This window comes from Pseudomonas sp. SG20056, from assembly GCF_031764535.1.
Classification (GTDB): domain Bacteria; phylum Pseudomonadota; class Gammaproteobacteria; order Pseudomonadales; family Pseudomonadaceae; genus Aquipseudomonas.
The window spans coordinates 3,017,882-3,042,571 of the sequence record NZ_CP134499.1; the positions used below are offsets into that span (position 1 = coordinate 3,017,882).

25 protein-coding genes are annotated in these 24,690 nt (G+C 60.2%); 13 read left to right on the plus strand and 12 right to left on the minus strand.

Going from position 1 to position 24,690, the window contains the following annotated elements; all coding sequences use genetic code 11:
• The first annotated feature begins 52 nt into the window (after window positions 1–52).
• The 6 genes from RHP75_RS14380 (at window position 53) to RHP75_RS14405 (ending at window position 4,935) form a co-directional block, all read left to right on the plus strand.
• On the plus strand, window positions 53–763 hold the full coding sequence (locus RHP75_RS14380; protein WP_311088787.1) for an rRNA pseudouridine synthase: 711 nt from the start codon (window positions 53–55) through the stop codon (window positions 761–763).
• Window positions 764–811: 48 nt separating this feature from the next.
• Window positions 812–1,273, plus strand: coding sequence for a DUF1456 family protein (locus RHP75_RS14385; protein ID WP_311088788.1), 462 nt, complete (start codon window positions 812–814; stop codon window positions 1,271–1,273).
• A 120-nt stretch (window positions 1,274–1,393) separates the two neighbouring features.
• Window positions 1,394–2,164: an SDR family oxidoreductase gene (locus tag RHP75_RS14390; protein WP_311088789.1), complete on the plus strand. Its 771-nt coding sequence runs from the start codon at window positions 1,394–1,396 to the stop codon at window positions 2,162–2,164.
• Between the two features lie 39 nt (window positions 2,165–2,203).
• The gene (tsaA, locus tag RHP75_RS14395) at window positions 2,204–2,899 is read left to right on the plus strand and encodes a tRNA (N6-threonylcarbamoyladenosine(37)-N6)-methyltransferase TrmO (RefSeq protein WP_311088790.1); all 696 of its coding nucleotides are present in this window, start codon (window positions 2,204–2,206) and stop codon (window positions 2,897–2,899) included.
• 80 nt (window positions 2,900–2,979) lie between these two features.
• Complete coding sequence (locus RHP75_RS14400) at window positions 2,980–3,393, plus strand: VOC family protein (protein ID WP_311088791.1); 414 nt, start codon at window positions 2,980–2,982, stop codon at window positions 3,391–3,393.
• A gap of 207 nt (window positions 3,394–3,600) precedes the next feature.
• Window positions 3,601–4,935, plus strand: coding sequence for a diguanylate cyclase domain-containing protein (locus tag RHP75_RS14405; protein ID WP_311088793.1), 1,335 nt, complete (start codon window positions 3,601–3,603; stop codon window positions 4,933–4,935).
• A gap of 51 nt (window positions 4,936–4,986) precedes the next feature.
• Here RHP75_RS14405 and fpr read toward each other — a convergent pair whose 3' ends face one another.
• Window positions 4,987–5,766, minus strand: a complete 780-nt coding sequence (gene fpr, locus RHP75_RS14410; protein ID WP_160085103.1) for a ferredoxin-NADP reductase — start codon at window positions 5,764–5,766, stop codon at window positions 4,987–4,989.
• A 121-nt stretch (window positions 5,767–5,887) separates the two neighbouring features.
• Between fpr and RHP75_RS14415 the strand changes: the two genes are divergently transcribed.
• Window positions 5,888–6,814 (plus strand): LysR family transcriptional regulator, encoded by a 927-nt coding sequence (locus RHP75_RS14415; protein WP_311088795.1) that lies wholly within the window; start codon window positions 5,888–5,890, stop codon window positions 6,812–6,814.
• Between the two features lie 11 nt (window positions 6,815–6,825).
• On the opposite strand, the gene RHP75_RS14420 is transcribed toward RHP75_RS14415, so the two are convergent.
• Together RHP75_RS14420 and erdR are read right to left on the minus strand one after the other, a co-directional pair.
• Window positions 6,826–7,197, minus strand: a complete 372-nt coding sequence (locus RHP75_RS14420; RefSeq protein WP_311088796.1) for a diacylglycerol kinase — start codon at window positions 7,195–7,197, stop codon at window positions 6,826–6,828.
• A gap of 52 nt (window positions 7,198–7,249) precedes the next feature.
• Window positions 7,250–7,900: a response regulator transcription factor ErdR gene (gene erdR / locus RHP75_RS14425; protein ID WP_275961219.1), complete on the minus strand. Its 651-nt coding sequence runs from the start codon at window positions 7,898–7,900 to the stop codon at window positions 7,250–7,252.
• 198 nt (window positions 7,901–8,098) lie between these two features.
• On the opposite strand from erdR, the gene RHP75_RS14430 reads away from it, so the two are divergent.
• Complete coding sequence (locus RHP75_RS14430; RefSeq protein WP_311088797.1) at window positions 8,099–8,986, plus strand: DMT family transporter; 888 nt, start codon at window positions 8,099–8,101, stop codon at window positions 8,984–8,986.
• A gap of 3 nt (window positions 8,987–8,989) precedes the next feature.
• Here the strand turns inward: RHP75_RS14430 and RHP75_RS14435 are convergent, their stop codons facing one another.
• Window positions 8,990–9,700, minus strand: coding sequence for a tRNA-uridine aminocarboxypropyltransferase (locus tag RHP75_RS14435; RefSeq protein ID WP_311088798.1), 711 nt, complete (start codon window positions 9,698–9,700; stop codon window positions 8,990–8,992).
• Between the two features lie 217 nt (window positions 9,701–9,917).
• Between RHP75_RS14435 and RHP75_RS14440 the strand changes: the two genes are divergently transcribed.
• Entirely contained in the window at window positions 9,918–10,316 is a 399-nt protein-coding gene (locus tag RHP75_RS14440) for a quorum-sensing-regulated virulence factor family protein (protein ID WP_269380511.1), read from the plus strand.
• A gap of 3 nt (window positions 10,317–10,319) precedes the next feature.
• On the opposite strand, the gene RHP75_RS14445 is transcribed toward RHP75_RS14440, so the two are convergent.
• Complete coding sequence (locus RHP75_RS14445; protein WP_311088799.1) at window positions 10,320–10,520, minus strand: hypothetical protein; 201 nt, start codon at window positions 10,518–10,520, stop codon at window positions 10,320–10,322.
• Between the two features lie 36 nt (window positions 10,521–10,556).
• Window positions 10,557–12,959 (minus strand): xylulose 5-phosphate 3-epimerase, encoded by a 2,403-nt coding sequence (locus tag RHP75_RS14450; RefSeq protein ID WP_311088800.1) that lies wholly within the window; start codon window positions 12,957–12,959, stop codon window positions 10,557–10,559.
• A 129-nt stretch (window positions 12,960–13,088) separates the two neighbouring features.
• On the opposite strand from RHP75_RS14450, the gene RHP75_RS14455 reads away from it, so the two are divergent.
• Window positions 13,089–14,492, plus strand: coding sequence for an MBL fold metallo-hydrolase (locus RHP75_RS14455; protein ID WP_311088801.1), 1,404 nt, complete (start codon window positions 13,089–13,091; stop codon window positions 14,490–14,492).
• 132 nt (window positions 14,493–14,624) lie between these two features.
• Window positions 14,625–15,704: an LOG family protein gene (locus RHP75_RS14460; RefSeq protein ID WP_311088802.1), complete on the plus strand. Its 1,080-nt coding sequence runs from the start codon at window positions 14,625–14,627 to the stop codon at window positions 15,702–15,704.
• Window positions 15,705–15,901: 197 nt separating this feature from the next.
• On the opposite strand, the gene recX is transcribed toward RHP75_RS14460, so the two are convergent.
• The 3 genes from recX to RHP75_RS14475 form a co-directional block, all read right to left on the minus strand.
• A complete protein-coding gene (recX, locus tag RHP75_RS14465) occupies window positions 15,902–16,366 on the minus strand; it encodes a recombination regulator RecX (RefSeq protein ID WP_311088803.1) in 465 nt (154 codons plus the stop codon).
• A 10-nt stretch (window positions 16,367–16,376) separates the two neighbouring features.
• Window positions 16,377–17,420, minus strand: a complete 1,044-nt coding sequence (gene recA, locus RHP75_RS14470) for a recombinase RecA (protein ID WP_311088804.1) — start codon at window positions 17,418–17,420, stop codon at window positions 16,377–16,379.
• Between the two features lie 90 nt (window positions 17,421–17,510).
• Entirely contained in the window at window positions 17,511–18,023 is a 513-nt protein-coding gene (locus RHP75_RS14475; RefSeq protein WP_311088805.1) for a CinA family protein, read from the minus strand.
• A 78-nt stretch (window positions 18,024–18,101) separates the two neighbouring features.
• Between RHP75_RS14475 and mutS the strand changes: the two genes are divergently transcribed.
• Both mutS and fdxA read left to right on the plus strand, forming a co-directional pair.
• Window positions 18,102–20,675, plus strand: a complete 2,574-nt coding sequence (gene mutS / locus RHP75_RS14480) for a DNA mismatch repair protein MutS (protein ID WP_311088806.1) — start codon at window positions 18,102–18,104, stop codon at window positions 20,673–20,675.
• Between the two features lie 138 nt (window positions 20,676–20,813).
• Complete coding sequence (gene fdxA / locus RHP75_RS14485) at window positions 20,814–21,137, plus strand: ferredoxin FdxA (protein WP_090248347.1); 324 nt, start codon at window positions 20,814–20,816, stop codon at window positions 21,135–21,137.
• 567 nt (window positions 21,138–21,704) lie between these two features.
• Here fdxA and rpoS read toward each other — a convergent pair.
• From rpoS to RHP75_RS14500, 3 genes are all read right to left on the minus strand, one after another.
• Window positions 21,705–22,715, minus strand: coding sequence for an RNA polymerase sigma factor RpoS (gene rpoS, locus RHP75_RS14490; RefSeq protein WP_311088807.1), 1,011 nt, complete (start codon window positions 22,713–22,715; stop codon window positions 21,705–21,707).
• Window positions 22,716–22,820: 105 nt separating this feature from the next.
• Window positions 22,821–23,678, minus strand: a complete 858-nt coding sequence (locus RHP75_RS14495; protein WP_311088808.1) for a peptidoglycan DD-metalloendopeptidase family protein — start codon at window positions 23,676–23,678, stop codon at window positions 22,821–22,823.
• A gap of 56 nt (window positions 23,679–23,734) precedes the next feature.
• Complete coding sequence (locus RHP75_RS14500; protein ID WP_311088809.1) at window positions 23,735–24,673, minus strand: DUF368 domain-containing protein; 939 nt, start codon at window positions 24,671–24,673, stop codon at window positions 23,735–23,737.
• Window positions 24,674–24,690: the final 17 nt, after the last annotated feature.

Genomic DNA, 24,690 nt, shown 5'->3' on the forward strand with positions numbered 1-24,690 from the left:
GGGGGCCTGTCCGGTTACAATGGCGGCCCTTTTTTTGCCGATGACCGCTTTTATGACCGACCCCATTCGCCTGTCCAAACGCCTGATCGAAGTGATTGGCTGTTCGCGCCGCGAGGCCGAACTGTATATCGAAGGCGGCTGGGTCACGGTGGATGGTGTGGTCATAGAAGAGCCCCAGTTCAAAGTCGCCGAACAGCGCGTGGAACTGCTGCCCAATGCCGTCCTGGCGCCGATCGAGCCGGTCACTTTGCTCCTGAATGTACCCAATGGGCATAACCCGGAACGCGCAGTGGAAGGCATCAGCTCAGCCAGCCACTGGCCGGAAGACAGTTCGGGGATACGTCCGCTAAAAGGCCATTTCGCCCGCCTAGTCAGCTGTGCACCGCTGCAAGCCGGCGCCGACGGCCTGCATGTACTGACCCAGGACTGGCGCATCGAGCGCAAGCTCAAGGAAGACCTGAGCAAACTGGAACAGGAGTATGTGGTCGAAGTCGTCGGCACCTTGAGCGCCAGCCAACTCAAGCGCCTGGCTCACGGCCTGACCTTCAACGGCGTGGCATTGCCGCCCTGCAAGGTCAGCTGGCAGAACGAAACCCGCCTGCGCTTCGCCCTGAAGAACCCGCTGCCCGGACAGATCGTGTTTATGTGCAACAGCGTCGACCTCAAGGTGCTGGGCATGAAGCGTATCCGCATCGGCGGCGTGCCCATGGCCAAAGTCCCTGCAGGCCAGTGGCGCTATCTGGCAGGCAAAGAACGCTTCTAATTTTTTAGCTGATGCGTCTTGCGCATCAGCCCATTTCAGGACCACCCCATGCTTAATAACGACGTACTGCGCAGCCTGCGCTACACCCTCGACATCAGCGACGCGCAGATGGTTGAAATCATCCAGCTCAGCGGCAAGCAGGTCGCCCTCGACGACCTCGCGGCCATGCTCAAGAAGGATGACGAAGAAGGTTTTACCCCTTGCGACGACGAGCTGATGGCGCACTTTCTCGACGGCCTGGTGTACTTCAAGCGCGGCAAGGATGACAGCCGCCCGGCCCAGCCGTTTGAGCTGCCAATTACCAACAACATGGTGCTGAAGAAACTGCGTGTGGCCTTCGAGCTGAAGGAAGACGATATGCACGCCATCATGCAGAGCGTCGATTGCCCGGTGTCCAAACCGGAGATGAGCGCGTTGTTTCGCAAGTTCGGCCACAGCAATTACCGCACCTGCGGCGATCAGTTCCTGCGCAATTTCCTCAAGGGTCTAACCCTGCGCGTTCGCAGCTAAATCCCACCGTCGCGCTGCCATGCCTGCCCGCATGGTAGCGTATTTCCACGGGCAATGATGACTGCCATGGCGCCGTCAGATGATTAGGGTAGTGGCACTCATCCGCTAAAAGGATTCGCCATGTACCCCTACTTCAGCCTGCAAGGCCGCACCGCCCTGGTTACCGGCGGCACCCGTGGTATCGGCAAGATGATCGCCAAAGCCTTTGTCGAAGCTGGCGCCACGGTCTACGTCTGCGCCCGCGACGGCGAAGCCTGCGCGCAAACTGCTGCCGAGCTATCGGTTTTTGGCAGCTGCCACGGCATAGCCGCCAACCTGGCCAGCGAAGAAGGTGTGCAGGTACTGGCCGAGCAACTGGCTGGGCAGATCGACCACCTGGACATCCTGGTCAATAACGCCGGCACCACCTGGGGTGCACCGCTGGAAAGCTATCCGGCCAAGGGCTGGGAAAAGGTCATGCAACTCAACGTGACCTCGGTGTTTAGTTGCATCCAACAATTGCTGCCGCTGCTGCGCAAGGCCGGCAGCGCGGCGAATCCGGCGCGGGTGATCAATATCGGCTCGGTCGCCGGCATCACCTCGCATGGTGAAGACGCCTATGCCTACGGCCCAAGCAAGGCCGCGCTGCATCAGCTGTCGCGCATGCTCGCCCGCGAACTGGTCGGCCAACATATCAACGTCAACGTGATCGCCCCTGGGCGTTTCCCGAGCAAGATGACCCAGTTTATTGCCCAGGACGAGGCGGCCATGGCCGAGGACTGCGCACTGATCCCGATGCAGCGCTGGGGCCGCGAAGAGGAAATGGCCGCCCTGGCGATCAGCCTGGCGAGCACCGCCGGAGCTTATATGACCGGCGCGATCATCCCCATCGACGGCGGTTTTCACCTCTAGTCAGGTACTATGGCGGCGTTTTCACTCGATCACGCCGCCATGTCCTACTCCGTCTCGCCCATCGGTTTTGTCCGCTCCTGCTTCAAGGAGAAGTTTGCCATTCCCCGTCAGCCGCAACTGGCCCCGGCGGCCCGTGGCGTGCTGGAGCTAGTCGCCCCGTTCGATAACGGCGATGCCGTGCAGGGGCTGGAGCAGGTCAGCCATGTCTGGCTGCTGTTTCTGTTTCACCAGGCGCTGGAAGACAAGCCGCGGCTCAAGGTGCGCCCGCCGCGCCTGGGCGGCAATCAATCGGTCGGTGTGTTCAGCACCCGCGCTACGCACCGGCCCAATGGCATCGGCCAGTCGGTGGTCAAACTGGACAAGGTCGAAGCCGGCAAACTGCGGCTGTCCGGTATCGACCTGCTCGACGGCACCCCGGTGCTGGATATCAAACCCTACGTACCCTATGCCGACAGCGTCGCCGGAGCCTACAACCGCATCGCCGACAGCGCGCCGGCGCTGATCGAAGTCAGCTGGCAGGACAGTGCACTGATCCAGGCAAACGAACATGGGCAGCGCCTGAATGAACCACTGGTCGAGTTGATCGAGCAGTGCCTGGCCCAGGATCCGCGCCCGGCCTACCAGCAGCCCAGCCCCGAGCGCCGTTATGGCGTGCGCTTCTGGGATGTCGAGGTGCACTGGCACTACCCACAGCCCGGTAGCATCTGCGTACTGGAGGTCGTACCGGCCGACTGATCCTGGTTAGCACGCATAGGCTGAGCAGCAATTTTGTCTTATATTTACCAATTAAATGTATACAAAATAGGATGCTTACCATGCTCGAACGTCCCGGTCGCCTCAATGGCCTGCGCCACATCGCACTGCTGGTCCCCAACCTGGAAGCCTGCGAACGCTTCTACGTGGATATTCTCGGCATGCAGGTACTGCACCGCGCCAATGAAGACCTGGTCTACCTGACCTGCGGCAACGACAACCTCTCCCTAGGCCGCGCCAGTGTGCCCAGCAGCGGCGAGCAGGCGGTGGATCACTATGGCTTTATCGTCGACAGCATCGACGAGCTGCACGCCTGGTATGCCTACTTCAAGGAGCAAGGCGTGACCCTGCTCGACCGCCCTTTCGCCCATGGCGACGGCGCCCATAGCTTCCACCTGCTCGACCCCGCCGGCAACAAGGTGCAGCCGATCTACCATCCGGCCGTCTCCGGGCAGCGCTTCAGCCACGCGCAATAGCTGGCAATACGCCGCCGACGCAGCGTTCTACACTGGGTAGACGTAAGGCGCTAAAGCTACATCAGCCGCGTCTGGCAGAACCTGCGGCGGCAAACAGTCGTTCACTGTTCGCCGCCTTGCGGCTATGGTGAATACAAGGGCCATACTGCCAAATCGCCAGTAACCATCCCGATAAACCGTCATCACGTATCGACATAATGTGAGCGCATGAAAGCCAGCACCTACATGCCGACCGAAAACCTTGTCGATCTGCTGCTCGACGCCATCTGCGTGGTCGACAGACGCGGACGTTTCGTTTTCGTCAGCGCCGCCTGCCAGCGCATTTTCGGCTACAGCGCAGATGAGATGATCGGCCAGGTGATGATCGATATGGTGCATCCCGAAGACCGCGCCAAAACCCTGCAGGCCGCCAAGGAAATAATGGCCGGCGCGCATAAACCGAACTTCGAGAACCGTTACCTGCGCAAGGATGGCAGCACCGTGCACATCCTCTGGTCTGCGCGCTGGTCGGAAGACGATCAGGTACGCATCGCCGTCGCCCACGACATCACCGAACGCAAACGCAGCGAAGCCCTGCAGACCGCGTTATATGGCATTTCCGAAGCGGCCCACTCGGCCAAGGACCTGCTCGGGTTGTTTCAGCAGGTACACCAGATCATCGGCGAGCTGCTGCCGACCATCAGCTTTTCCGTGGCGCTGTACGATGAGCAGAATGACGAGCTGAGCTTCCCCTACCCCGCCGAACAACCACCGGCAACAGCTGCCGATACACCTCTGAATGCCACCACGCTGAGTGCCCAGGTGATTCGCAGCGGCAACACCCTGCTGTTGCCCGACGCCTGCCAGACACTGCCCGATGTTTCACACAGCTGGCTCGGCGTTCCGCTGCGCTCGCACCGCGGAATTATCGGCGCACTGCTGGTGCAAAGCAGTGCCTCCACGCGCTACAGCGAGCGAGATCAGGAGCTGCTGCAATTCGTCTCGACCCAGGTGGCCACGGCCATCGAGCGCCAGCAAATGCTCAGTCATCTGCAGTTTATGGCGCAGTACGATCAGCTCACCCAACTGCCCAACCGCGAACTGCTGCGCGACCGTTTGCACACGGCCCTGGCCCGCGCACGCCGCGAGCAGTCGCAAGTGGCGCTGCTGTTTCTCGATCTGGACAAGTTCAAGCAGGTCAACGACAGCCTCGGCCATGCCGCTGGCGACCAGCTGCTGCAGGGCGTCGCCCAGCGTATCCAGCTGTGCCTGCGCGAGGCCGATACGGTGGCGCGCTTTGCCGGTGATGAATTCGTCGTACTGCTGGAAGACTTTCATTCAGCCGATCACGCCAGCGTGGTGGCAGAGAAAATCCGCCAGAGTCTCAATCAGCCCTTCGAGCTGTGCGGGCAGAGCCAGACCATCCTGCCGAGCATCGGCATCGCTCTGTACCCGCAACACGCCCAGGATGAACAGCAACTGCTGCAGCACGCCGACAACGCCATGTACCAGGCCAAGCAGAAAGGCGGTAACCGCGCACACAGCGCCCTTGCGCTGGAATAGACGCGCACAAAAAAAAGCCCGCCGATTGGCGGGCTTCTGATGAAGGCAGGCTTACTTCTCGACGAAGGCGCGCTCAATCAGGTAGTCACCTGGCTCGCGCATGCGCGGCGAGACCTGCAAGCCAAACTCGTTGAGCACTTCGCTGGTTTCATCAAGCATGCTTGGGCTACCGCAGATCATCGCGCGGTCGTCCTGCGGATTGATCGGCGGCAGGCCGATATCCTGGAACAGCTTGCCGCTGCGCATCAGATCAGTCAGGCGGCCCTGATTCTCAAACGGCTCACGGGTCACTGTCGGGTAATAGATCAGCTTGTCCTTCAGCGCATCGCCGAAGAATTCATTCTTAGGCAGGTGCTCGGTGATGAATTCGCGGTAGGCCACTTCGTTCACATAGCGCACACCGTGAACCAAAATCACCTTCTCGAAGCGCTCATAGGTTTCCGGGTCCTGAATCACGCTCATAAATGGCGCCAGGCCAGTGCCGGTGCTGAGCAGGTACAGGTGCTTGCCGGGTTTGAGATCATCCAGCACCAGGGTGCCGGTGGGTTTCTTGCTGATGATGATCTCATCGCCTTCCTTGAGGTGCTGCAACTGCGAGGTCAGCGGGCCATCCGGCACCTTGATGCTGAAGAACTCCAGATGCTCTTCCCAGTTCGGGCTGGCAATCGAATAGGCGCGCATCAACGGACGGCCGGTTTCCTGCTGCAAGCCGATCATCACGAACTGACCATTCTCGAAACGCAGACCCGGATCACGGGTGCACTTGAAGCTGAACAGCGTGTCGTTCCAATGGTGAACGCTAAGAATGCGCTCGGCGTTAAGATTGCTCATGTTCGGAGCTCCGCAAAGGTAATGTCGCCTGCGCGCCTGCGCGCAATTGCATGGCATTGTAATGAGCGGCAGAATATCTGTTAACTTGATTATCAAGATATAGGTTATCTGTTATATAGATATGCGATTTACCCTCAGACAACTGCAAGTCTTCGTCGCCGTGGCCCAGCATGAAAGCGTGTCGCGCGCGGCCGACTCCCTGGCCCTGTCGCAATCGGCCACCAGCACCTCGCTCAGCGAACTGGAGCGCCAGTCCGACTGCCAGCTGTTCGACCGCGCCGGTAAACGCCTCAGCCTCAACGCTCTAGGCCTGCAACTGTTGCCACAGGCGGTGGCGTTGCTCGACCAGGCCAAGGAAATCGAACGCCTGCTGGGCGGCAAGAGTGGCTACGGCTCGCTGAATGTTGGCGCCACGCTCACCGTCGGCAACTACCTGGCCACCCTGTTGATCGGCAGTTTTATGCAGCGCCACCCGGAGTGCCGGGTCAAGCTGCAGGTGCACAACACCGCCTACGTGGTACAGCAAATCGCCCACTACGAACTGGACATGGGCATGATCGAAGGTGACTGCCAGCACCCGGATATCGAGGTGCAGCCCTGGGTTGAAGATGAGCTGGTGGTGTTCTGCGCGCCGCAACATGCATTGGCGCAGCGCGGTGAGGCGAGCCTGGACGAGCTGACGCGCGAGGCGTGGATTCTGCGTGAGCAAGGTTCCGGCACGCGCCTGACCTTCGATCAGGCCATGCGTCACCACCCCAGCAGCTTGAATATCCGCCTGGAGTTGGAGCACACCGAGGCGATCAAACGTGCGGTGGAATCAGGCCTAGGGATTGGCTGCATTTCCCGCCTGGCACTGCGCGATGCTTTTCGCCGCGGCAGTCTGGTGGCAGTGGAAACCACTGAGCTGGATCTACGCCGGCAGTTCTATTTTATCTGGCACAAGCAGAAGTACCAGACCGCCGCCATGCGTGAATTTATTGAACTGTGCCGTGCTCTGACCGCCGGCGTGACGCGCAGCGATCAGATCGTGCTACCGACTATCGCCTGAGGACGGCGGAGTTAGCCAAGCACGATAATCGCCCACACCAGGGCAATCAGGCTGAGAGCGGTGAACTGGGCGGCGCTGCCCATGTCCTTGGCATTCTTCGACAGCGGGTGCAGCTCCAGCGAGATGCGGTCAATGGCCGCCTCCACCGCCGAGTTGAGCAGCTCGACGATCAGCGCCAGCAGACACACCGCAACCATCAAGGCGCGCTCGACGCGGCTGACATCCAGATAGAACGCCAAAGGCACCAGGATCAGGTTGATCAGCAGCAGCTGGCGAAAGGCGGCTTCCCCGGTAAAAGCGGCGCGCAGGCCGGCCAGGGAATAACCGGTGGCATTGAGAACACGTTTAAGGCCAGTCTGGCCTTTGAATGGCGACATCATCACAACCATCTCGAGAAAGCCCGGCAGGCTACGCCAAGCCCGGGAGAAAAGCACTTCAGTTAGACGGAATCGATTCCAGCTGCTGCAACAGCAGCGCCGCCTGCGTGCGAGTGCGTACCCCAAGCTTGCGGAAAATCGCCGTGACATGGGCCTTTACCGTGGCCTCGGAGACGCTCAGCTCATAGGCAATCTGCTTGTTCAGCAAGCCATCGCAAACCATGGTCAACACGCGAAATTGCTGTGGCGTCAGGCTGGCCAGGCCGGCGCTGGCGGCCTTGGCCTCAGCCGACAGGGCAATCGCTTCCTGAGTTTGCTGCGGCCACCAGACCTCGCCATCAAGCACCAGACGCACGGCCTGCTGAATGGTTTCCAGCGGGCTGGATTTAGGGATAAACCCACTGGCACCGAACTCCCGCGAACGCGCAACGATGGACGGCTCTTCCTGGGCGGAGATCATCACCACCGGAATATGCGGGTATTGCCCACGCAGCAAAACCAGGCCGGAGAAGCCGTAAGCGCCGGGCATATTCAGGTCGAGCAGCACCAGATCCCAGTCAGTCTTCTGCGCCAGGCAGGCTTCCAGTTCGGCAATGCTGGCCGCTTCGACCAGCCTTACATCGGGCCCCAACCCCAGGGTTAACGCTTGTTGCAAGGCACTGCGAAACAGGGGGTGATCGTCGGCAATGAGGATTTCAAAAGCGGCCATGGTGAATCCTGTTTTTGTTATGTGGGTACCCGCCAGGGTACTGTCCAGGGCACGGTGAACAATGCGCACAGGCCGCAGGGTTGCGGCGCAACCAAGCCTGAAAACGCAGAAAAGCGACCAAGCATGCCCAGCACTGACGGGGTGGTCAAGCACGACGCTTTGCGGCACAGTTCGCAGCTTTGCCGACGAGAGTCTGAAATGCGAAGCCACGCCCTGCGCGCCGACCTGTTAATGCTGCTGACCGCGATGATCTGGGGCTCCTCGTTTGTCGCCCAGCGCCTAGGTATGGACTCCATCGGCCCCTTCCTCTACAGCGGCCTGCGCTTTGGCTTGGCGGCGCTGATTCTGCTACCCGTGCTGCGTCTACTGGAAGGTCGCAGCAGCAGCGCAACGGTAGCGCCACTGAACCGCCAACTGCTGCGTGGCGGTGTGCTGATGGGCCTGGCGCTGGCCCTGGGGATCAATCTGCAGCAGGTGGGCCTGCTGTTTACCAGCGTGACCAACTCCGGCTTTATCACCGGGCTGTACGTGATCATCGTGCCGCTGCTGGGGCTGTTTATCGGCCATAAAACCGGCCTGGGTATCTGGCTGGGTGCCTGCCTGGCTGTGGTCGGCATGTTCCTGCTCAGCGTTGGCGAGGGTTTTACCGTGGCCTCCGGTGACTGGCTGCAACTGGCCGGGGCATTCGTCTGGGGCGTACATGTGCTGCTGGTGGGTTTCTTTGCCGGCCGCCATGACCCGCTGCGCTTGGCCCTGGTGCAGTTCATCACCTGCGCAGTAATCAGCCTGCTACTGGCGGTGATCTTCGAGGAAATCCAACTGCAATCGATCATCGCCGCTGGGCCGGCGATTCTCTTCGGCGGCATCTTCGGTGTGGCCGTCGGCTTTACCCTGCAGGTGGTGGCGCAGAAAGACGCTATCGCTTCCCACGCTGCCATCATCCTCTCGCTGGAAGCGGTTTTCGCCGCCATCGCCGGGGCCTGGCTGCTGGGTGAGTCGCTGGAGCTGCGCGGCTACTTCGGCTGTGCGCTGATGTTTGCCGGCATGCTGTTGGCGCAGTTGTGGCCGAAAAAATTAGCTCACTAGTGCCTAGAGAAACTCGCGCAGGCGATCATGCAACGGATCATCCAGCGGCACCGCGCGCGGCGCCTTGGCTGCCAGGTAGTGCTGACTGAAGACATCCAGGTAGGCATTCAAACCATCCGCCGCCCGCTGGTCGCCGGCCAGTTCCAGGCACAGGGCCGCGACTTCAGCGGTGCAGAAATGATCATCGCGTTTGGAGCGGCGCAGTTTGTAGCGCGACAGCTGCTCGGCCTGCAGGCTGAGCACCGGCAGGCTGTCGAGGTAAGGGCTTTTGCGAAACATCTTGCGCGCCTCGCTCCAGGTCGCATCCAGCAGCACAAACAACGGCCGCTTGCCGGGCGCTGGTTGAACTTCGCTGACCACCCGTTCGGCGGCGACATACTCGCCCGGAAACACCAGGTAAGGCTGCCACTGCGGGTCGCGCAGCAACGCCGGCAAGCCGGCATCGACCTCAACCCGTGACCAGCCAAACGCCGAGGTATCGGCCAGTACGTCGGCAATCAGCCAGCCTGTATTGCTGGGTTTGAGCGCCTCGACATCGTGCATCAGCAGACACACCGCGGAAGTTGCGGCAATACGCGGGCGCCAGGCGCACAGGCAGTGGCTCATCACCAGGCGGCAATCATCGCAACGTACCGAGCGGCTACCACGGGCAAGAAAAGGTTTGGCACTGCGGGCAATCCGCGCAGCCCGCAAACGCGCGACGGCGTGGCTCATCAGGCATACACCTGACAGAAGAGAAGAAACGGCATGAGTCATCCAGGGGTCAGCAAGCGCGGCAGTCTAGCAAAGCCCGCTGCGGCTTATTCAACCGTGCGTCTTGCACCACCTGCCGTGGCAACTGCGTAAGTGTCGGCAGGCGAGTAAGATAACGGCACTGAACCTCTGCCAGGCACTGCCGGTCAGAAGGTGCGAATCGACTTTGGAGAACCCCATGCTGCGTTTGACCAGCCTGACCCTGGCCTTGAGCCTGCCCCTGTTTGCCCATGCCGCCACCCTGAAAGATTTTGAGCTGAGCAAGACCCTGGAAAAAGTCGCGCGCGAAAGCAGCGTGGGCACACCACGAGCGATCAACGAAGACATTCTTGATCAGGGCTACACCGTTGACGGCAGCGAACTGGTCAACCACCTCAGTGTGCGCAGCGAGCATGCGGCACAAATGCGTGGCAATCCGGACGTGGTTCGCGCACAACTGGCCAACAGCGTGTGCCGCAATGCCGGTTATCGCCAGTTGTTGGCGCGCGGTGCAGCGCTGCGTTATGAGTTCAGCGAATACAAGAGCAATCGCCCGGTGACCACCGAGCGCTTCAGCAAAGCAGATTGCGGCTTGTAAGGCTCAGCCGCCACCCTGTTGCGCGCGTCGCTGCTCATCATCGGCGCGCAGATCCGCCAGCAAGGCGTGCATATAACGCGAACGCCGCGCCGCACCTTCAAGCCGCTGCAAACACTCTTCTTCCAGGCTTATCTGGTTGTTGTGCGCGGCCTGCTGCAACAGGCGATACAAATCCACATCAAGATCCAAGGTCAACTTAGGCATACCTGCCCCTCCTTTTCCCGCATCCACTAGCCTGCGCTAACGCAGACAACGTGGTTCTCCCCGCCCTTGCACGGCAGCCTGCTCCTCGGCACTGAGCAAATCGCCAATCGGCTTTTCCAGCAACTCGGCAGCGGCCTCCAGCACATGCGCCCAGCTCGCCTGATTGGCGAACAGCATGCCGGCTTCATCCAGGGTGCCACCTCGATTACAGTAGCCCAGCACCCTGCTGTGTCGAGCCTCACCGAGCAGCGGCCACAGATGCCCACGGGCGACTTCCGGACGCATATGGGTCAGCAGCACACGCCTTGTGCTGGCAGCCGGGAATAACCGCTCAACCCGCTCGGCATCGACAATCACCGCCTGTTCCCAGGTATCGCGGGCCGCACGAAAACGCCCCGGCTCTTGCAAGTAAACCAGACGCCAGGCGCATCCGGCCGCGCTCAGACGAACGGCCGTGCGCTGCATTTCCGCCAACTGATAACTGCCGGTAGCGATCAGCAGCAAAGGCTGCTCGCCTTGGTGCTCGGCCAGCACAAGGGCGCCGTCCTGCGCCAGCTGCTCGGCCTGTTCGCGAGTGAATACGCAAGGCCGCTCGCGCTTGGCAATCACCATGCAGGCGAGCTGGCCACGCGTCTGGTAGATGCCCGGCAGCAGCGCCAATACAGAGTTGTGATCGGCTGGAAACAGCACCCGCACCATATCGCTCATCTCACCGAGCAAGGCCTCACAGAAGGTGGTGTCCTGGTGCGATTGCTGATTCTTGCCGTTCTCCCAGATGTGCGAGGTGGCCACCAGCGGCCAGCCAAGCCAACCTGCGGGGCGTCCCGCCTCTTTTTGCTGCCGGGCAAAAATGATCCGCTGGCGCACCGCGCCGAGCATCTTCACGCAGAAGGCCTCATAGCTGGCCACCAGATTCAAGCCACCCTGGTTGGCCAGGCAGGCGGAGACCACGGCTTCCTCATTGAGCGCAGTGATGATGGCGCCATCCAGCGCTTCCAGCTCGCTCTCCGGCGCGGTCACCCGGTGCTTGAGCGCCTTGAGAACGCCGCCCAGGCGATTGCTGGCCAGCTCATCGGGGTTACCGACACGCGGACGCAACTGCGGATTGGCCTGCACCAGATCGACAAAGAAACGATCCAGGGCCAGCATCGGCGAGCAGGCGCTGTCCTGATACTGCAACTCAGGCAGTTTTGGCAGCGCTGGATGACGCAGCGCCAGCGGGTTATCGCGCTCCAGCGGGCGGGAGCCTCGATCCGCAAACAATGCGCAGGCGGCGCTCAGCTCTTCCGGCGCGACCCAAAGCTGCGCCGCATGCTGATTGAACAGCTCGCGGGCCGCTGCATCGGTATGCGGGTTGGCCGGTAACGGCAGGTTGTGCGCCGCATTGCTGCCAGCGCCGTAAAAGCCGAAACCCTTGAGCGTTTCGGCAATGCCGTAGGGCATGGGCAGCGGGTAATTCAGCACGCCATCACGCAGCTCCTGCACACGGTGCCCCATACGCTGCTCCATGTCCCACAACGCGCAGACAAAAGCCGCCGGGTCGCAGCCATCGAAACTCACGGGATCAAAGCCGCAATGACGCAGGTGCTCACGGAAGTTATCCAGCCCGGCGGGCGTCGCCAGCTCGGTGCGTTGCTCGATGCGCCGACCATTGGCAATCATCAGCGGCAACGCCACACCGCAGTCCTCGGCGCGCCACCAGCGTGGCATCCAGTCACTGCCGCGTTGCTCTTCGGCCGCACCATCAGAGAGGAAGGCCACCAGCTTCTCGCCGGGTAACGGCAGATGAGCATATTGCAGCTCGGCAAAACCCAGATAGCCGCCTTCGGCAATGCCACCTGCCGTATGCGGATTAACGTGGCTGCCCAGCGGCGCGCTGACCTGGCCGGCGGCGTTCTGCGCATAGCTGTAGAAGTCCGCCACCAACTGGCTCATCCCGGCCTCGTCACAGGGGTAACGCTCGGCCTGTTCCGGGTGCTGATTGGCCGTTAGCAGGTTGAGCGCCTCGATGGCTGCCACACAGTGGCCCTGGCCCATCAGCCAGCCACGGGTTTCCCCGGTCAGGTTATTCAACGCCAAGTAACCGGCATAGGCCGGCACCATATTCAACGCGCCGCCGGTATGCCCTTCGGGCGACACCTTGAAGTCCTCTGCAGCCAACGCCACGCCATCGAGGCGCACGCGCTGGGCATAGGTCATATGCACCACCAGCCACAGCCCTGCGGCCGTCAGCCGATCCAGCGCGTGAAAGTGGCGGTAGACGCTCGGCAGATCCGCCTGCACGCCGGCCTGCACCAACTGGTGGGCCATGCGGTAGACCGCAGCGCAGGTCTGCGGACTGTGCTGCAAAGGACCATAACCGCGCTGCCAGGCGGCGAAGGCCGGCTCAAGGCGGGCATGCTCGGCCAACTCGCTGGCGCTGGGAAATAGCTGGGTCATATGCGGCTCCGATAGTTTTAGTCAGCTTAGAGCGCGGGATACAGGCAGATGCTGACCTGTATCAAAACCCCCGGTTACCTGATGGGACAGCCTTAAGCGCCACCCATTCAACTTGTTCAAGGATTAGCCATGGCCCTGCTCAACTTCCTCGGCGCAATTCAACAAGTCACCGGTTCCTGCTACCTGATCGAAAGCCGCGACGGGGCACGGGTATTACTCGACTGCGGCATGCGTCAGGGCCGCCGCGAAGAAGAGGACGGCAACCGCGCGCCGTTTGCCTTTGACCCGAACAGCCTGGACGCCGTGGTGATTTCTCATGCGCACATCGACCACACCGGCCTGCTGCCGAAACTCACAGCCGCCGGCTATCGCGGGCCGATCTTCGCCACTGATGCGACCTGTGAGCTGATGGAATTGATGCTGCTCGACGCAGCCTTTCTTCAGGAGAAAGACGCGGAGTGGGAAAACAAATGGCGCGCGCGGATGGGCAAGGCGCCAATCAGCCCGCTGTACACAACAGCCGACGCCAAACAGGCGCTGAGCCAACGCAGGCCAATGATGTATGGCGAAAGCCGCGAAGTGGCCAAGGGCGTACAAGTGACCTTTCACGATGCCGGGCATATCCTCGGCTCGGCGATTGTCGAACTCGAAGTGCAAGACCATCACCTGACCCGCCGCCTGGTGTTCTCCGGCGACCTGGGCAATACCTGCTCGCCTTTGATGCAAGACCCCAGCACGCTGAACAAAGCCGATGTGGTGCTGCTGGAGTCGACCTACGGCGATCGCGATCACCGCTGCAGCGAGGATACCCTCGAGGAGCTGGCGGAGATTCTGCAGCAGGCCCATCGCGATGGCGGCAACGTGCTGATCCCGTCCTTCGCCGTCGGCCGCACCCAGGACCTGATCTACTACCTAGGGCGCTTCTATCAGGAAGGCCGCCTGCCACAACAGGCGGTGTTTCTCGACAGCCCGATGGCCATAAGGGCCAACGCCATCTACTCACGCTTTCAGGACCAGTTCGCCGCCGAAGACCGTGCGGCGCTGGCAGCCAAAAAGGTTAAGCGCATCGAGGACTGGTTACCCATCCTGCGCGGCACGCCCAGTGTGGAAGAATCGATGGCCATCAACCGGATCAAGAGCGGTGCGATCATCATCGCCGGCAGCGGTATGTGTACCGGCGGACGCATCGTCCACCACTTCAAGCACAACCTCTGGCGCGACGACTGCCACCTGATCTTCCCCGGTTTTCAGGCCAAGGGCACGCTAGGCCGCAATATCGTCGACGGTGCGCAGAACGTGAAAATCCTCCACCAACGCATCGCGGTAAAAGCCAAGGTGCACACCCTCGGCGGCTTCTCCGCGCATGCTGGGCAATCACAGCTGCTCGACTGGGTCAGCCACTTCGAGCGCCACCCTGAGCTGTACCTGGTGCATGGCGAACTGGAGAAGATGCAGGCCCTGCAACTGGCCTTGCGCGAACGTCTGAACTGGATCGCCAACATCCCTGAACCTGGCGAGCAAATCGCCCTCTGATGCAATCCTGGCATGGGCTGTAGGTTGTAACGAATAGGCATGCGCCGCACAATCCATCAGCCAGCAGCCATACTCAGGACAAGGCCAATGCGGCAATAGCCTGCTCGGCCGGTCAGCAGAAGGAGAAGTTGTATGCCCGATGAATCGGACGATTTTCTGTCTCGGCATTTTCAAACCAGCGGCGTCGACCTGACCAACAAAGTGGAAGAACTGGGCATCCTTGCCGCACCGCCTGACAGCCCCAATACCAAGCTCTACCAAGCCATGCTCGGCACGGTTGTGCGCATGGCGCAGGCCGACCGCAACCGCTGGGACGCCAAGATCATGCTGCAGACCCTGCGTGAAATGGAGCTTGCCTTCAGCACGCTGGAACAATTCAAACGGCGGCGCAAGGTCACCGTTTTCGGCTCGGCACGCACACCGCCCGACCATCCGGTTTACCGCCTGGCCCGTGACCTGGGCGCGACCCTGGCCAAACACAACCTGATGGTCATTACCGGCGCCGGCGGCGGCATCATGGCGGCTGCCCACGAAGGAGCCGGCCTGGAAAACAGCCTGGGCTTCAATATCACCCTGCCCTTCGAGCAAGGCGCCAATGCCACCGTACAAGGCAGCAACAATCTGCTGTCATTTCACTTCTTCTTTCTGCGCAAACTGTTCTTCGTCAAAGAAGCCGATGGCCTGGTGCTCTGCCCAGGTGGTTTCGGCACTCTGGACGAAGCTCTGGAAGTGCTGACCCTGATCCAGACCGGCAAAAGCCCGCTGGTACCCGTGATACTGCTCGACCAGCCTGGCGGCACCTTCTGGACCAGCGCCCTGACGTTTTTGCAGGAACAGTTGCAGAACAACGGCTATATCCTGCCCAGTGATATGCGCCTGATGCGGTTGGTCCACAGCGCCGAAGAGGCTGCCGAGGAGATTGCTCAGTTCTACCGTAACTACCACTCCAGCCGTTGGCTCAAGGAACGCTACGTGATCCGCCTCAACCATGCGTTGAACGAGGCAGCCATGCAGCAGCTGAACAATGAGTTCCGCGATCTGTGCACGCACAGCGACTTCCAGCAACAAGCGCACTGCGACTCCGAGCAGGATGAACCGGAGCTGTGCCATATGACGCGCCTGGCCTTTTTCTTTAACGGCCGCAACCACGGCCGCTTGCGCGAACTCCTCGACCTGGTCAATCAGCCGCACAACTGGGCAGAAAACGCCTGAGTTTCCGCCCAGCCGATAGCCTGCTGCGGGCTATCGGCAATAGCGGCTCCGCTGGTTAAAGGAAAAAGGTCGGCTACACGCATTTCAGTACAGAAAGCATTGGCTTCCGATACTGCTGCATCATCGGCGTGTGGGAGTAGATAACGGGGAAAACGGAGAGAGTTGATACAACGGGTCGGCGAACAGCGGGCTTCCGCTTAATCGTCCAGCGCACCGCGTAGCAAGCGCCCGATTAGCTCAGGCGGATAACCCCGATAACTGAGAAAACGCCCTTGCTGGGCACGCTCGCGCGCATCACGGGGTAGCTCACCGGCAAACTTGCGCTGCCAGGTTTCCTGCAGATGTTCACGCCAGTCGATACCACTGTCGCGCAGGGCCTGATCGACATCACTGCGAGTTAGACCACGCTGGGTCAGCTCTTCACGAATGCGCAGCGGCCCATAGCCGGAACGCGCGCGGTAGCTGACAAAGGCTTCCAGATAACGCGCCTCAGACAACAGGCCTTCTTCAGTCAAGCGATCGAGGGCGGTTTCGATCAACTCATCTGCAGCCCCGCGACTGCGCAACTTGCGGGTCAACTCGACCCGGCCATGTTCGCGCCGTGCCAGCAGATCCATGGCCGCCCGCCGCACCGCGACGGGGTTATCCAGAGCAATGGACATGGCAGGCAAATCAGGCGTCGGCGTCAGCCAGGTCATCGGCCGTGGAGTTGGCCTTGACCGTCGGGCTGGCCACCAGCAATTTCTCACGGATCAAGCCTTCAATGGTGCGTGCCACTTCCGGGTTGTCTTCCAAGTACTTGGCCGAATTGGCCTTGCCCTGGCCAATCTTGTTGCCTTGGTAGCTGTACCAGGCGCCAGATTTTTCCAGCAGACCGAGCTGCACGCCGAGGTCGATGATCTCGCCGTTACGGTAGATGCCCTTGCCGTAAAGAATCTGGAATTCGGCCTGACGGAACGGCGGAGCGACCTTGTTCTTCACCACTTTGACGCGGGTTTCGCTACCGACCACCTCGTCGCCTTCCTTCACCGCACCGGTACGGCGGATATCCAAACGAACCGAAGCATAGAACTTCAGGGCGTTACCACCGGTGGTGGTTTCCGGGCTACCGAACATCACGCCGATCTTCATACGGATCTGGTTAATGAAGATCACCAGGCAGTTGGCGTTCTTGATGTTACCGGTGATCTTGCGCAGCGCCTGGCTCATCAAGCGGGCCTGCAGGCCTACGTGCATATCGCCCATTTCGCCTTCGATTTCCGCCTTCGGCACCAGGGCCGCCACGGAGTCGACGATGATCACGTCAACAGCGTTGGAGCGTACCAGCATGTCGGTGATTTCCAGGGCCTGTTCGCCGGTATCCGGCTGCGACACCAGCAGGTCATCGACATTGACGCCGAGTTTACCGGCATAGTCCGGGTCGAGTGCATGCTCAGCATCGACGAAGGCGCAGGTGGCGCCGAGCTTTTGCGCTTCGGCGATCACCGACAGGGTCAGGGTGGTTTTACCCGAGGACTCTGGGCCATAGATTTCAACGATTCGGCCTTTCGGCAGACCGCCAATGCCCAGCGCGATGTCCAGACCCAGCGAGCCAGTGGAGATGGCCGGGATCGCCTGACGATCATGATCGCCCATGCGCATCACTGCACCTTTGCCGAATTGCTTTTCAATCTGGCCCAAGGCTGCCGCCAAGGCGCGCTTCTTATTCTCGTCCATTTAAGTCCTCACGTAATCAAGAAGGGCCAGCTAGCGGCCACCAACAACTGTATAAGTAGACAGTATTATTCCACAGGGCAAGTCGCCCGCCTACCCCGCGTTTGGATTTTCTTGCGCAAGCAGGCGCAACAGCCCAGCCAGTGCGGCCTCGACCGTTTGTCGGCGAACTTCGCTGCGATCCCCGGCAAACTGCCGGCGCACACTAAATAGCTGCGCGCCATCGCCCCAGGCCAGCCAGACCGTGCCCACTGGTTTCTCCGCCGATCCGCCATCCGGCCCCGCGACACCGCTGACTGCCACCGCAAAACGCGCACCGCTATGAGCCTGCGCGCCCCGCGCCATAGCCTCGACTACCTCCTGACTCACCGCGCCAACCGCAGTGAACAGCACCTCGGGCACATTCAGCTGCTTAGTTTTCTGCGCATTGGAATAGGTGACGTAACCAGCTTCAAACCAAGCCGAGCTACCGGGAATGCGGGTAATCGCCTCGGCAATACCGCCGCCGGTGCAGGATTCCGCCGTGGTCACCTGGGCCTTAGCGGCAATCAGTTGTGCGCCCAGTTCGGCAGCCAGTTGGGTCAGGGCATATTCATTAGCAGTCATCTGCACTCCGGGGTTAAAGCCAGCCAGGCCGATACCGTACACTAGGCGCTTTTGCGATTCAGCCGGACAGTTAAAACGATGAACCAAAGCGACCTCAGTTCTCACACGCCGATGATGCAGCAGTACTGGAAGCTGAAAAATCAGCATCCCGAACAGCTGATGTTTTACCGCATGGGCGACTTCTACGAGATCTTCTACGAGGACGCGAAAAAGGCCGCCAAGCTGCTGGATATCACCCTGACCGCCCGTGGCCAGTCCGCTGGCCAGGCGATTCCCATGTGCGGTATCCCATTCCATTCGCTGGAAGGCTACCTGGCCAAGCTGGTCAAGCTGGGCGAGTCGGTGGTGATCTGCGAGCAGGTCGGCGACCCGGCCACCAGCAAAGGCCCGGTGGAACGCCAGGTGGTGCGCATCATCACCCCCGGCACCATCAGCGACGAAGCCCTGCTCGATGAGCGCCGCGACAACCTGCTAGCCGCGGTACTGGGCGATGAGCGCCTGTTTGGCCTGGCCGTACTGGATATCACCAGCGGCCGCTTCAGCGTGTTGGAGATCAAGGGCTGGGAAAACCTACTGGCCGAACTTGAGCGCCTGAACCCGGTTGAACTGTTAATCCCCGATGACTGGCCGCAGGACCTGCCTGCTGAAAAACGCCGGGGCTCACGCCGTCGCGCGCCGTGGGACTTCGAACGCGACACCGCGCACAAGAGCCTGTGCCAACAGTTCGGCACCCAGGACCTTAAGGGTTTTGGCTGCGAGAATCTGACCCTGGCCATCGGCGCTGCCGGCTGTTTGCTGGCTTATGCCAAGGAAACCCAGCGCACTGCTCTGCCGCACTTGCGCAGCCTGCGCCATGAGCGCCTGGATGACACGGTGATTCTTGACGGCGCCAGCAGGCGTAATCTGGAGCTGGACATCAACCTGGCCGGCGGTCGCGAGAACACCCTGCAATCAGTGGTCGACCGTTGTCAGACAGCTATGGGTAGCCGTTTGCTCAGCCGCTGGTTGAATCGCCCGCTGCGTGACCGCAGCATTCTCGAAGCGCGCCAGGAATCGATTGCCTGCCTGCTGGAGCGCTACCGCTTCGAAACCCTGCAGCCGCAGCTGAAGGAAATCGGCGATCTGGAGCGCATCCTCGCCCGGATCGGCCTGCGCAATGCGCGCCCGCGCGATCTGGCGCGCCTGCGCGACGCCCTCGCCGCGCTGCCCACACTGCAGATGGCCATGGCCAATCTGGAAGCGCCGCACCTGAGCGAGCTGGCGGGCGTAGTCAGCACTTACCCGGAACTGGCCGAGCTGCTGGCCCGGGCGATTATCGATAACCCACCGGCGGTGATCCGCGATGGCGGTGTGCTGAAAACCGGTTACGACGCCGAGCTGGATGAGCTGCAATCGCTTAGCGAGAACGCCGGCCAATACCTGATGGACCTGGAAACCCGTGAGAAAGCCCGCACCGGCCTGGCCAACCTCAAGGTCGGTTACAACCGCGTGCACGGCTACTTTATTGAGCTGCCGAGCAAGCAGGCCGAATCGGCTCCGGCCGACTATATCCGCCGCCAGACTCTGAAAGGCGCCGAGCGCTTTATCACGCCTGAGCTGAAAGAGTTTGAGGACAAGGCGCTGTCGGCCAAGAGCCGCGCCCTAGCCCGGGAGAAGATTCTCTATGACGAATTGCTGGAGCGCCTGATCAGTCACCTCGGCCCACTGCAGGACAGCGCCGCGGCCCTGGCCGAGCTGGATGTACTGAGCAACCTGGCAGAACGTGCGCTGAACCTGGATCTCAATCGCCCGCGCTTTGTCGATGAGCCGTGCATGCGTATCGACCAGGGCCGTCACCCTGTGGTCGAACAGGTACTGACTACACCCTTTGTGGCCAACGACCTGAGCCTGGACGATGACACGCGCATGCTGATCATCACCGGGCCGAACATGGGCGGTAAATCCACCTATATGCGGCAGACCGCTCTGATCGTGCTGCTGGCGCATATCGGCAGCTTTGTGCCGGCGAAAAGCTGCGAGCTGTCGCTGGTTGACCGCATCTTTACCCGCATCGGCTCCAGCGATGACCTGGCCGGTGGCCGCTCGACTTTTATGGTGGAGATGAGCGAAACCGCCAACATTCTGCACAACGCCAGCGAACGCAGCCTGGTGCTGATGGACGAAGTCGGCCGCGGCACCAGCACCTTCGACGGTCTGTCGCTGGCCTGGGCCGCTGCCGAACAGCTGGCCAAGCTGCGCGCCTACACGCTGTTCGCCACCCATTACTTCGAGCTGACCGTGCTGCCGGAAAGCCAGCCCATCGTGGCCAACGTGCACCTGAATGCCACCGAGCACAATGAGCGCATCGTGTTCCTCCACCACGTGCTGCCTGGCCCTGCCAGTCAAAGCTATGGTTTGGCGGTAGCGCAACTGGCGGGTGTACCGAATGAGGTGATCCTGCGTGCCCGCGAGCACCTGGCACGCCTGGAAACCACCAGCCTGCCCCATGAACTGCCGCCGACGCAGCCTGGTCAGACGGCGGCTCCGATGCAGAGCGATATGTTCGCCAGCCTGCCGCACCCGCTGCAGGAGGAATTACGCAAGATCAACCCGGATGATCTGACTCCGCGTAAAGCGCTGGAACTGTTATATACATGGAAGACACGCTTCTAACGCTATTGCGCGCGAACTGTTAGAATCTCGCGCATTTTTATGACTGCCCGACTTAAAGCCTGAGCCGTGGCCATTACCCCTAGCCTGCTGAAACCCGCATAGAACGGGGCAGGCTGGCGCCCGAGGAGAGAATCAGAAATGACCTTCGTCGTTACCGACAACTGCGTCAAATGCAAATACACCGACTGCGTAGAAGTCTGCCCGGTGGACTGCTTCTACGAAGGCCCGAACTTCCTGGTGATCCACCCGGACGAGTGCATCGATTGCGCACTCTGCGAGCCTGAGTGTCCTGCACAAGCCATCTTCTCCGAAGATGAGGTGCCGGAAGATCAGCAGGAATACATCGAACTGAACGCTGATCTGGCCGAAGTCTGGCCGAACATCACCGAGAAGAAAGAGTCCCTGCCGGACGCTGAAGAGTGGGATGGCGTGAAGGACAAGCTGCAGTATCTGGAGCGCTAGTACTTAGCTGCGCTTGCTGCACAAAAAACCCGCCTTGCGCGGGTTTTTACTTTTCTGCAGGTCCGAAATTGCCTGAAGCCAGGCCGCAGAGTGATCTGCAAACGATAGACACAAAAAACGCAGGCAAAAAAAGGGGCGACTCGCGTCGCCCACTCTTTTGTCCCTAGTCCCTGTATTTCCCAGCTCATCATCCTGATGAATCGCGTCTTGCGATGTCCTGATTGTCTTCCTGACAACCTGTGCTTGTCCCTGAGCACAGGTGTAATACTAGCGATTTCCGCCCTCTGAACAAGCGCTGAAAACGCCACACGGATGGCATTCAGCCCTCCTTATAAAAAACAAATATCTTTTAAAAACAGCAACTTAAAACAAACAAGAGCACTTCACCCGCCGTATTCCGCACCAATGGCTTACGCACCCTGTAAGCAATGGCTTACATAGGCACGCACAAAACTCGCCCGCAACAACTTCTGCCGTCATGTATTTCTCTCACGAGAGGAGTAGCGAGCATATAACACAAGCACAAAAAACCCGGCCAAGGCCGGGTTGAGTGTTAACGCATCAAGCTCACTGGAATAGCGAATCGCTCGACAGACCATTCTTTTCCAGAATCTCCCGCAAACGCTTGAGGGCTTCGACCTGAATCTGCCGAACGCGCTCACGGGTCAGGCCGATTTCCTGGCCAACTTCTTCCAAAGTGCAGCTTTCATGACCACGCAAACCGAAGCGGCGAATCACCACCTCACGCTGCTTGTCGGTCAGTTCAGACAGCCACTGGTCGATGCTCTGCGACAGATCATCATCCTGCAGCAACTCGCAGGGATCGGTCGGACGATCATCGGTCAGGGTATCGAGCAGGGTTTTGTCCGAATCCTGGCCCAGTGAAACATCCACCGAGGAAACACGCTCATTCAGACCGAGCATGCGTTTAACTTCGCCCACCGGTTTTTCCAGCAGGTTGGCAATTTCTTCTGCCGACGGCTCATGGTCGAGCTTCTGGGTCAATTCGCGAGCTGCACGCAGGTAGACGTTGAGCTCTTTGACCACATGAATGGGTAAACGAATGGTACGGGTCTGATTCATGATCGCCCGTTCGATGGTCTGACGGATCCACCAGGTGGCATAGGTCGAAAAACGGAAACCGCGCTCAGGGTCGAATTTCTCCACGGCGCGAATCAGACCGAGGTTGCCCTCTTCAATCAGATCCAGCAGGGACAAGCCGCGATTGACGTAACGACGAGCGATCTTCACCACTAAGCGCAGGTTGCTTTCGATCATGCGCTTGCGGCCAGCAGGGTCGCCCTTCTGCGCCAGGCGAGCGAAGAACACTTCTTCTTCAGGAGTCAGGAGAGGGGAAAAGCCGATTTCGTTGAGGTACAGCTGAGTGGCGTCGAGCGCACGGGTGTAATCGATGTATTTGTGTTGCTTGCTGCTGGTTGCGGATGCTTTTGCTTTGCTGCGGGAAAGTGGCGGTTGCGCTTCTTCGTCTGAATCATCGTCAAGGACAATAGCGGGCTCCATCAGGAGCACTTCATCATCGACGTCAAACTCCGGCGCTTCTTTTTTATTGAGAGCCATTTTTGTTATTCCTTGCTGAGTTCGACAGCAAGCCCTAGCGTGACCAAGTCCCTGGTTACACCAAAGCCTGTCCCTCCCACGTGGTGGAGACAGGCCAGCGCTAGATCAACGTCGCGGCAGGTATTGCAGCGGGTCTACAGGTTTACCTTGGCGGCGCACTTCAAAATGCAACTTCACCCGGTCGGTTCCTGTGGAACCCATCTCGGCAATTTTCTGCCCGGCTTTGACCTGTTGCCCCTCCTGCACCAACAGCCTGCGGTTGTGACCGTAGGCGCTTACGTAGGTATCGCTATGTTTGATGATCACTAATTCGCCGTAGCCCCGTAAACCACTCCCGGCGTAGACCACTGAACCATCAGACGCAGCTAAAACAGGCTGGCCCAATTCTCCGCCGATATCAATGCCTTTATTCAAACTGCCGTTTGAGGAAAAACGCCCGATAACCGGCCCATTGGAAGGCCACAACCAACCCGATGCAGAGCGCTGCGTCGGCGGTAACGCGGTGACGCTTGGAGCGGTTTTCACCGGTGCCGGCGGTTGGGTTTGCAAGGGTTTGGTTTGAATGGGTGTACTCGGGCGGCCGGGCGGAGGCGTGCTGACCACAGGAGCGGTCGCCACTACAGGCGGGCGACTGGCAGACTGCCCATCAAAGCGGATGATCTGACCAACGCGGATCAGGTAAGGCGGTGCAATGCCATTGCGTGCCGCCAGCGCTTTCCAATCCCAGCCATAACGGAATGCAATCGAGTACAGCGTATCGCCACGCTGCACCTGATATTGGCCACTGCTGACCGGCTGGCGCTGCGGTGCCTGAGTACCGCCGCCCTGGGTACGGTCAACCACCTTGACGCCACCCGGAGGCGGGCTTGCACAGGCGCTGAGCAACGCACCGAGAACAAGACCACTCAACAGGGTACGAGCACTGCTGGCGCGAATCGGCAATTGAATGGCTGTGAAACTCACCTGCATCCCCCTCGGGCAAAACTGCTTACATCTAACTGGCGTGCATTGTGCCGCAATTATCGGTTATCACCAGCGCTTTGCGGATTACGCCCGGCCAGCCACTCCAGGCCCAGCACCAGCAGAATGCCGGCAATCGCCAGAGCAACGGCCAGCAGCAACTGTGGGTCCTGACCGCTGATTTCAGCGAATTGTTGAGGCCAGAGATTGGCTTGCAACAGCGGCACCTGCTCACCACGGCTATCGGCACGCCAGGTCAGGGTTTCCTTCCAGGGCCAGATCTTGTTCAGCGAACCAATCATCAGCCCAGTGAGAAACGCCAGGGTCAGGTCACGCCAGCGCGCTAGCAACCAACGCAAAATTCCGGCGAAGCTAACAATGCCCACCAGGCAACCGCTGACAAAAATCAGCAGCACAGTAATATCCAGGCCCTTCACCGCCGTCAGCACAAAGCTGTACAGGCCCAGCAACACCAGAATAAAGCTGCCGGAAATACCGGGCAGAATCATCGCGCAGATAGCGATAGCACCGGCGAAGAACAGGCTCAACGGGTCATGCCCCAACTGCAGCGGCGAAGCCACGGTAATCCAGTAGGCGAATGCCGCTCCTAGCACCAAACTGGCAACCCGCGTCCAGTTCCAACGCTGGACTTCGCGTACCACTAGGTGCGTGGAAACCAGAATCAAACCGAAGAAGAACGACCAGACCGGGATCGGCTGCTCATCCAGCAGGTAGGTGATCAAACGAGCGAGGCTCAGGACACTGGTCATGATGCCCAGCAGCAGCACCAGCAAAAATGTCGCATTGGCAGCCTTCCAGGCCTCGACGATACGCCCGCGCAGAAATAGCCCTAGCGCTACCGGCACGCTGGCAATCGAGCGCAGCAGCTCGTCGTAAATACCGGTAATAAAAGCCACGGTGCCGCCGGATACGCCGGGCACAACGTCCGCAGCGCCCATGGCAATGCCTTTGGCGTACAGCAGGAAATACTTCTTCATCGGTTCATCCGTAAACA

Bases quoted from the DNA above. Each gene is read 5' to 3' on its own strand.
- RHP75_RS14380 (WP_311088787.1), top strand. From the start codon at position 53: ATGACCGACCCCATTCGCCTGTCCAAACGCCTGATCGAAGTGATTGGC.
- RHP75_RS14385 (WP_311088788.1), top strand. From the start codon at position 812: ATGCTTAATAACGACGTACTGCGCAGCCTGCGCTACACCCTCGACATC.
- RHP75_RS14390 (WP_311088789.1), top strand. From the start codon at position 1,394: ATGTACCCCTACTTCAGCCTGCAAGGCCGCACCGCCCTGGTTACCGGC.
- tsaA (WP_311088790.1), top strand. From the start codon at position 2,204: ATGTCCTACTCCGTCTCGCCCATCGGTTTTGTCCGCTCCTGCTTCAAG.
- RHP75_RS14400 (WP_311088791.1), top strand. From the start codon at position 2,980: ATGCTCGAACGTCCCGGTCGCCTCAATGGCCTGCGCCACATCGCACTG.
- RHP75_RS14405 (WP_311088793.1), top strand. From the start codon at position 3,601: ATGAAAGCCAGCACCTACATGCCGACCGAAAACCTTGTCGATCTGCTG.
- fpr (WP_160085103.1), bottom strand. From the start codon at position 5,766: ATGAGCAATCTTAACGCCGAGCGCATTCTTAGCGTTCACCATTGGAAC.
- RHP75_RS14415 (WP_311088795.1), top strand. From the start codon at position 5,888: ATGCGATTTACCCTCAGACAACTGCAAGTCTTCGTCGCCGTGGCCCAG.
- erdR (WP_275961219.1), bottom strand. From the start codon at position 7,900: ATGGCCGCTTTTGAAATCCTCATTGCCGACGATCACCCCCTGTTTCGC.
- RHP75_RS14430 (WP_311088797.1), top strand. From the start codon at position 8,099: ATGCGAAGCCACGCCCTGCGCGCCGACCTGTTAATGCTGCTGACCGCG.
- RHP75_RS14435 (WP_311088798.1), bottom strand. From the start codon at position 9,700: ATGAGCCACGCCGTCGCGCGTTTGCGGGCTGCGCGGATTGCCCGCAGT.
- RHP75_RS14440 (WP_269380511.1), top strand. From the start codon at position 9,918: ATGCTGCGTTTGACCAGCCTGACCCTGGCCTTGAGCCTGCCCCTGTTT.
- RHP75_RS14445 (WP_311088799.1), bottom strand. From the start codon at position 10,520: ATGCCTAAGTTGACCTTGGATCTTGATGTGGATTTGTATCGCCTGTTG.
- RHP75_RS14450 (WP_311088800.1), bottom strand. From the start codon at position 12,959: ATGACCCAGCTATTTCCCAGCGCCAGCGAGTTGGCCGAGCATGCCCGC.
- RHP75_RS14455 (WP_311088801.1), top strand. From the start codon at position 13,089: ATGGCCCTGCTCAACTTCCTCGGCGCAATTCAACAAGTCACCGGTTCC.
- RHP75_RS14460 (WP_311088802.1), top strand. From the start codon at position 14,625: ATGCCCGATGAATCGGACGATTTTCTGTCTCGGCATTTTCAAACCAGC.
- recX (WP_311088803.1), bottom strand. From the start codon at position 16,366: ATGTCCATTGCTCTGGATAACCCCGTCGCGGTGCGGCGGGCGGCCATG.
- recA (WP_311088804.1), bottom strand. From the start codon at position 17,420: ATGGACGAGAATAAGAAGCGCGCCTTGGCGGCAGCCTTGGGCCAGATT.
- RHP75_RS14475 (WP_311088805.1), bottom strand. From the start codon at position 18,023: ATGACTGCTAATGAATATGCCCTGACCCAACTGGCTGCCGAACTGGGC.
- mutS (WP_311088806.1), top strand. From the start codon at position 18,102: ATGAACCAAAGCGACCTCAGTTCTCACACGCCGATGATGCAGCAGTAC.
- fdxA (WP_090248347.1), top strand. From the start codon at position 20,814: ATGACCTTCGTCGTTACCGACAACTGCGTCAAATGCAAATACACCGAC.
- rpoS (WP_311088807.1), bottom strand. From the start codon at position 22,715: ATGGCTCTCAATAAAAAAGAAGCGCCGGAGTTTGACGTCGATGATGAA.
- RHP75_RS14500 (WP_311088809.1), bottom strand. From the start codon at position 24,673: ATGAAGAAGTATTTCCTGCTGTACGCCAAAGGCATTGCCATGGGCGCT.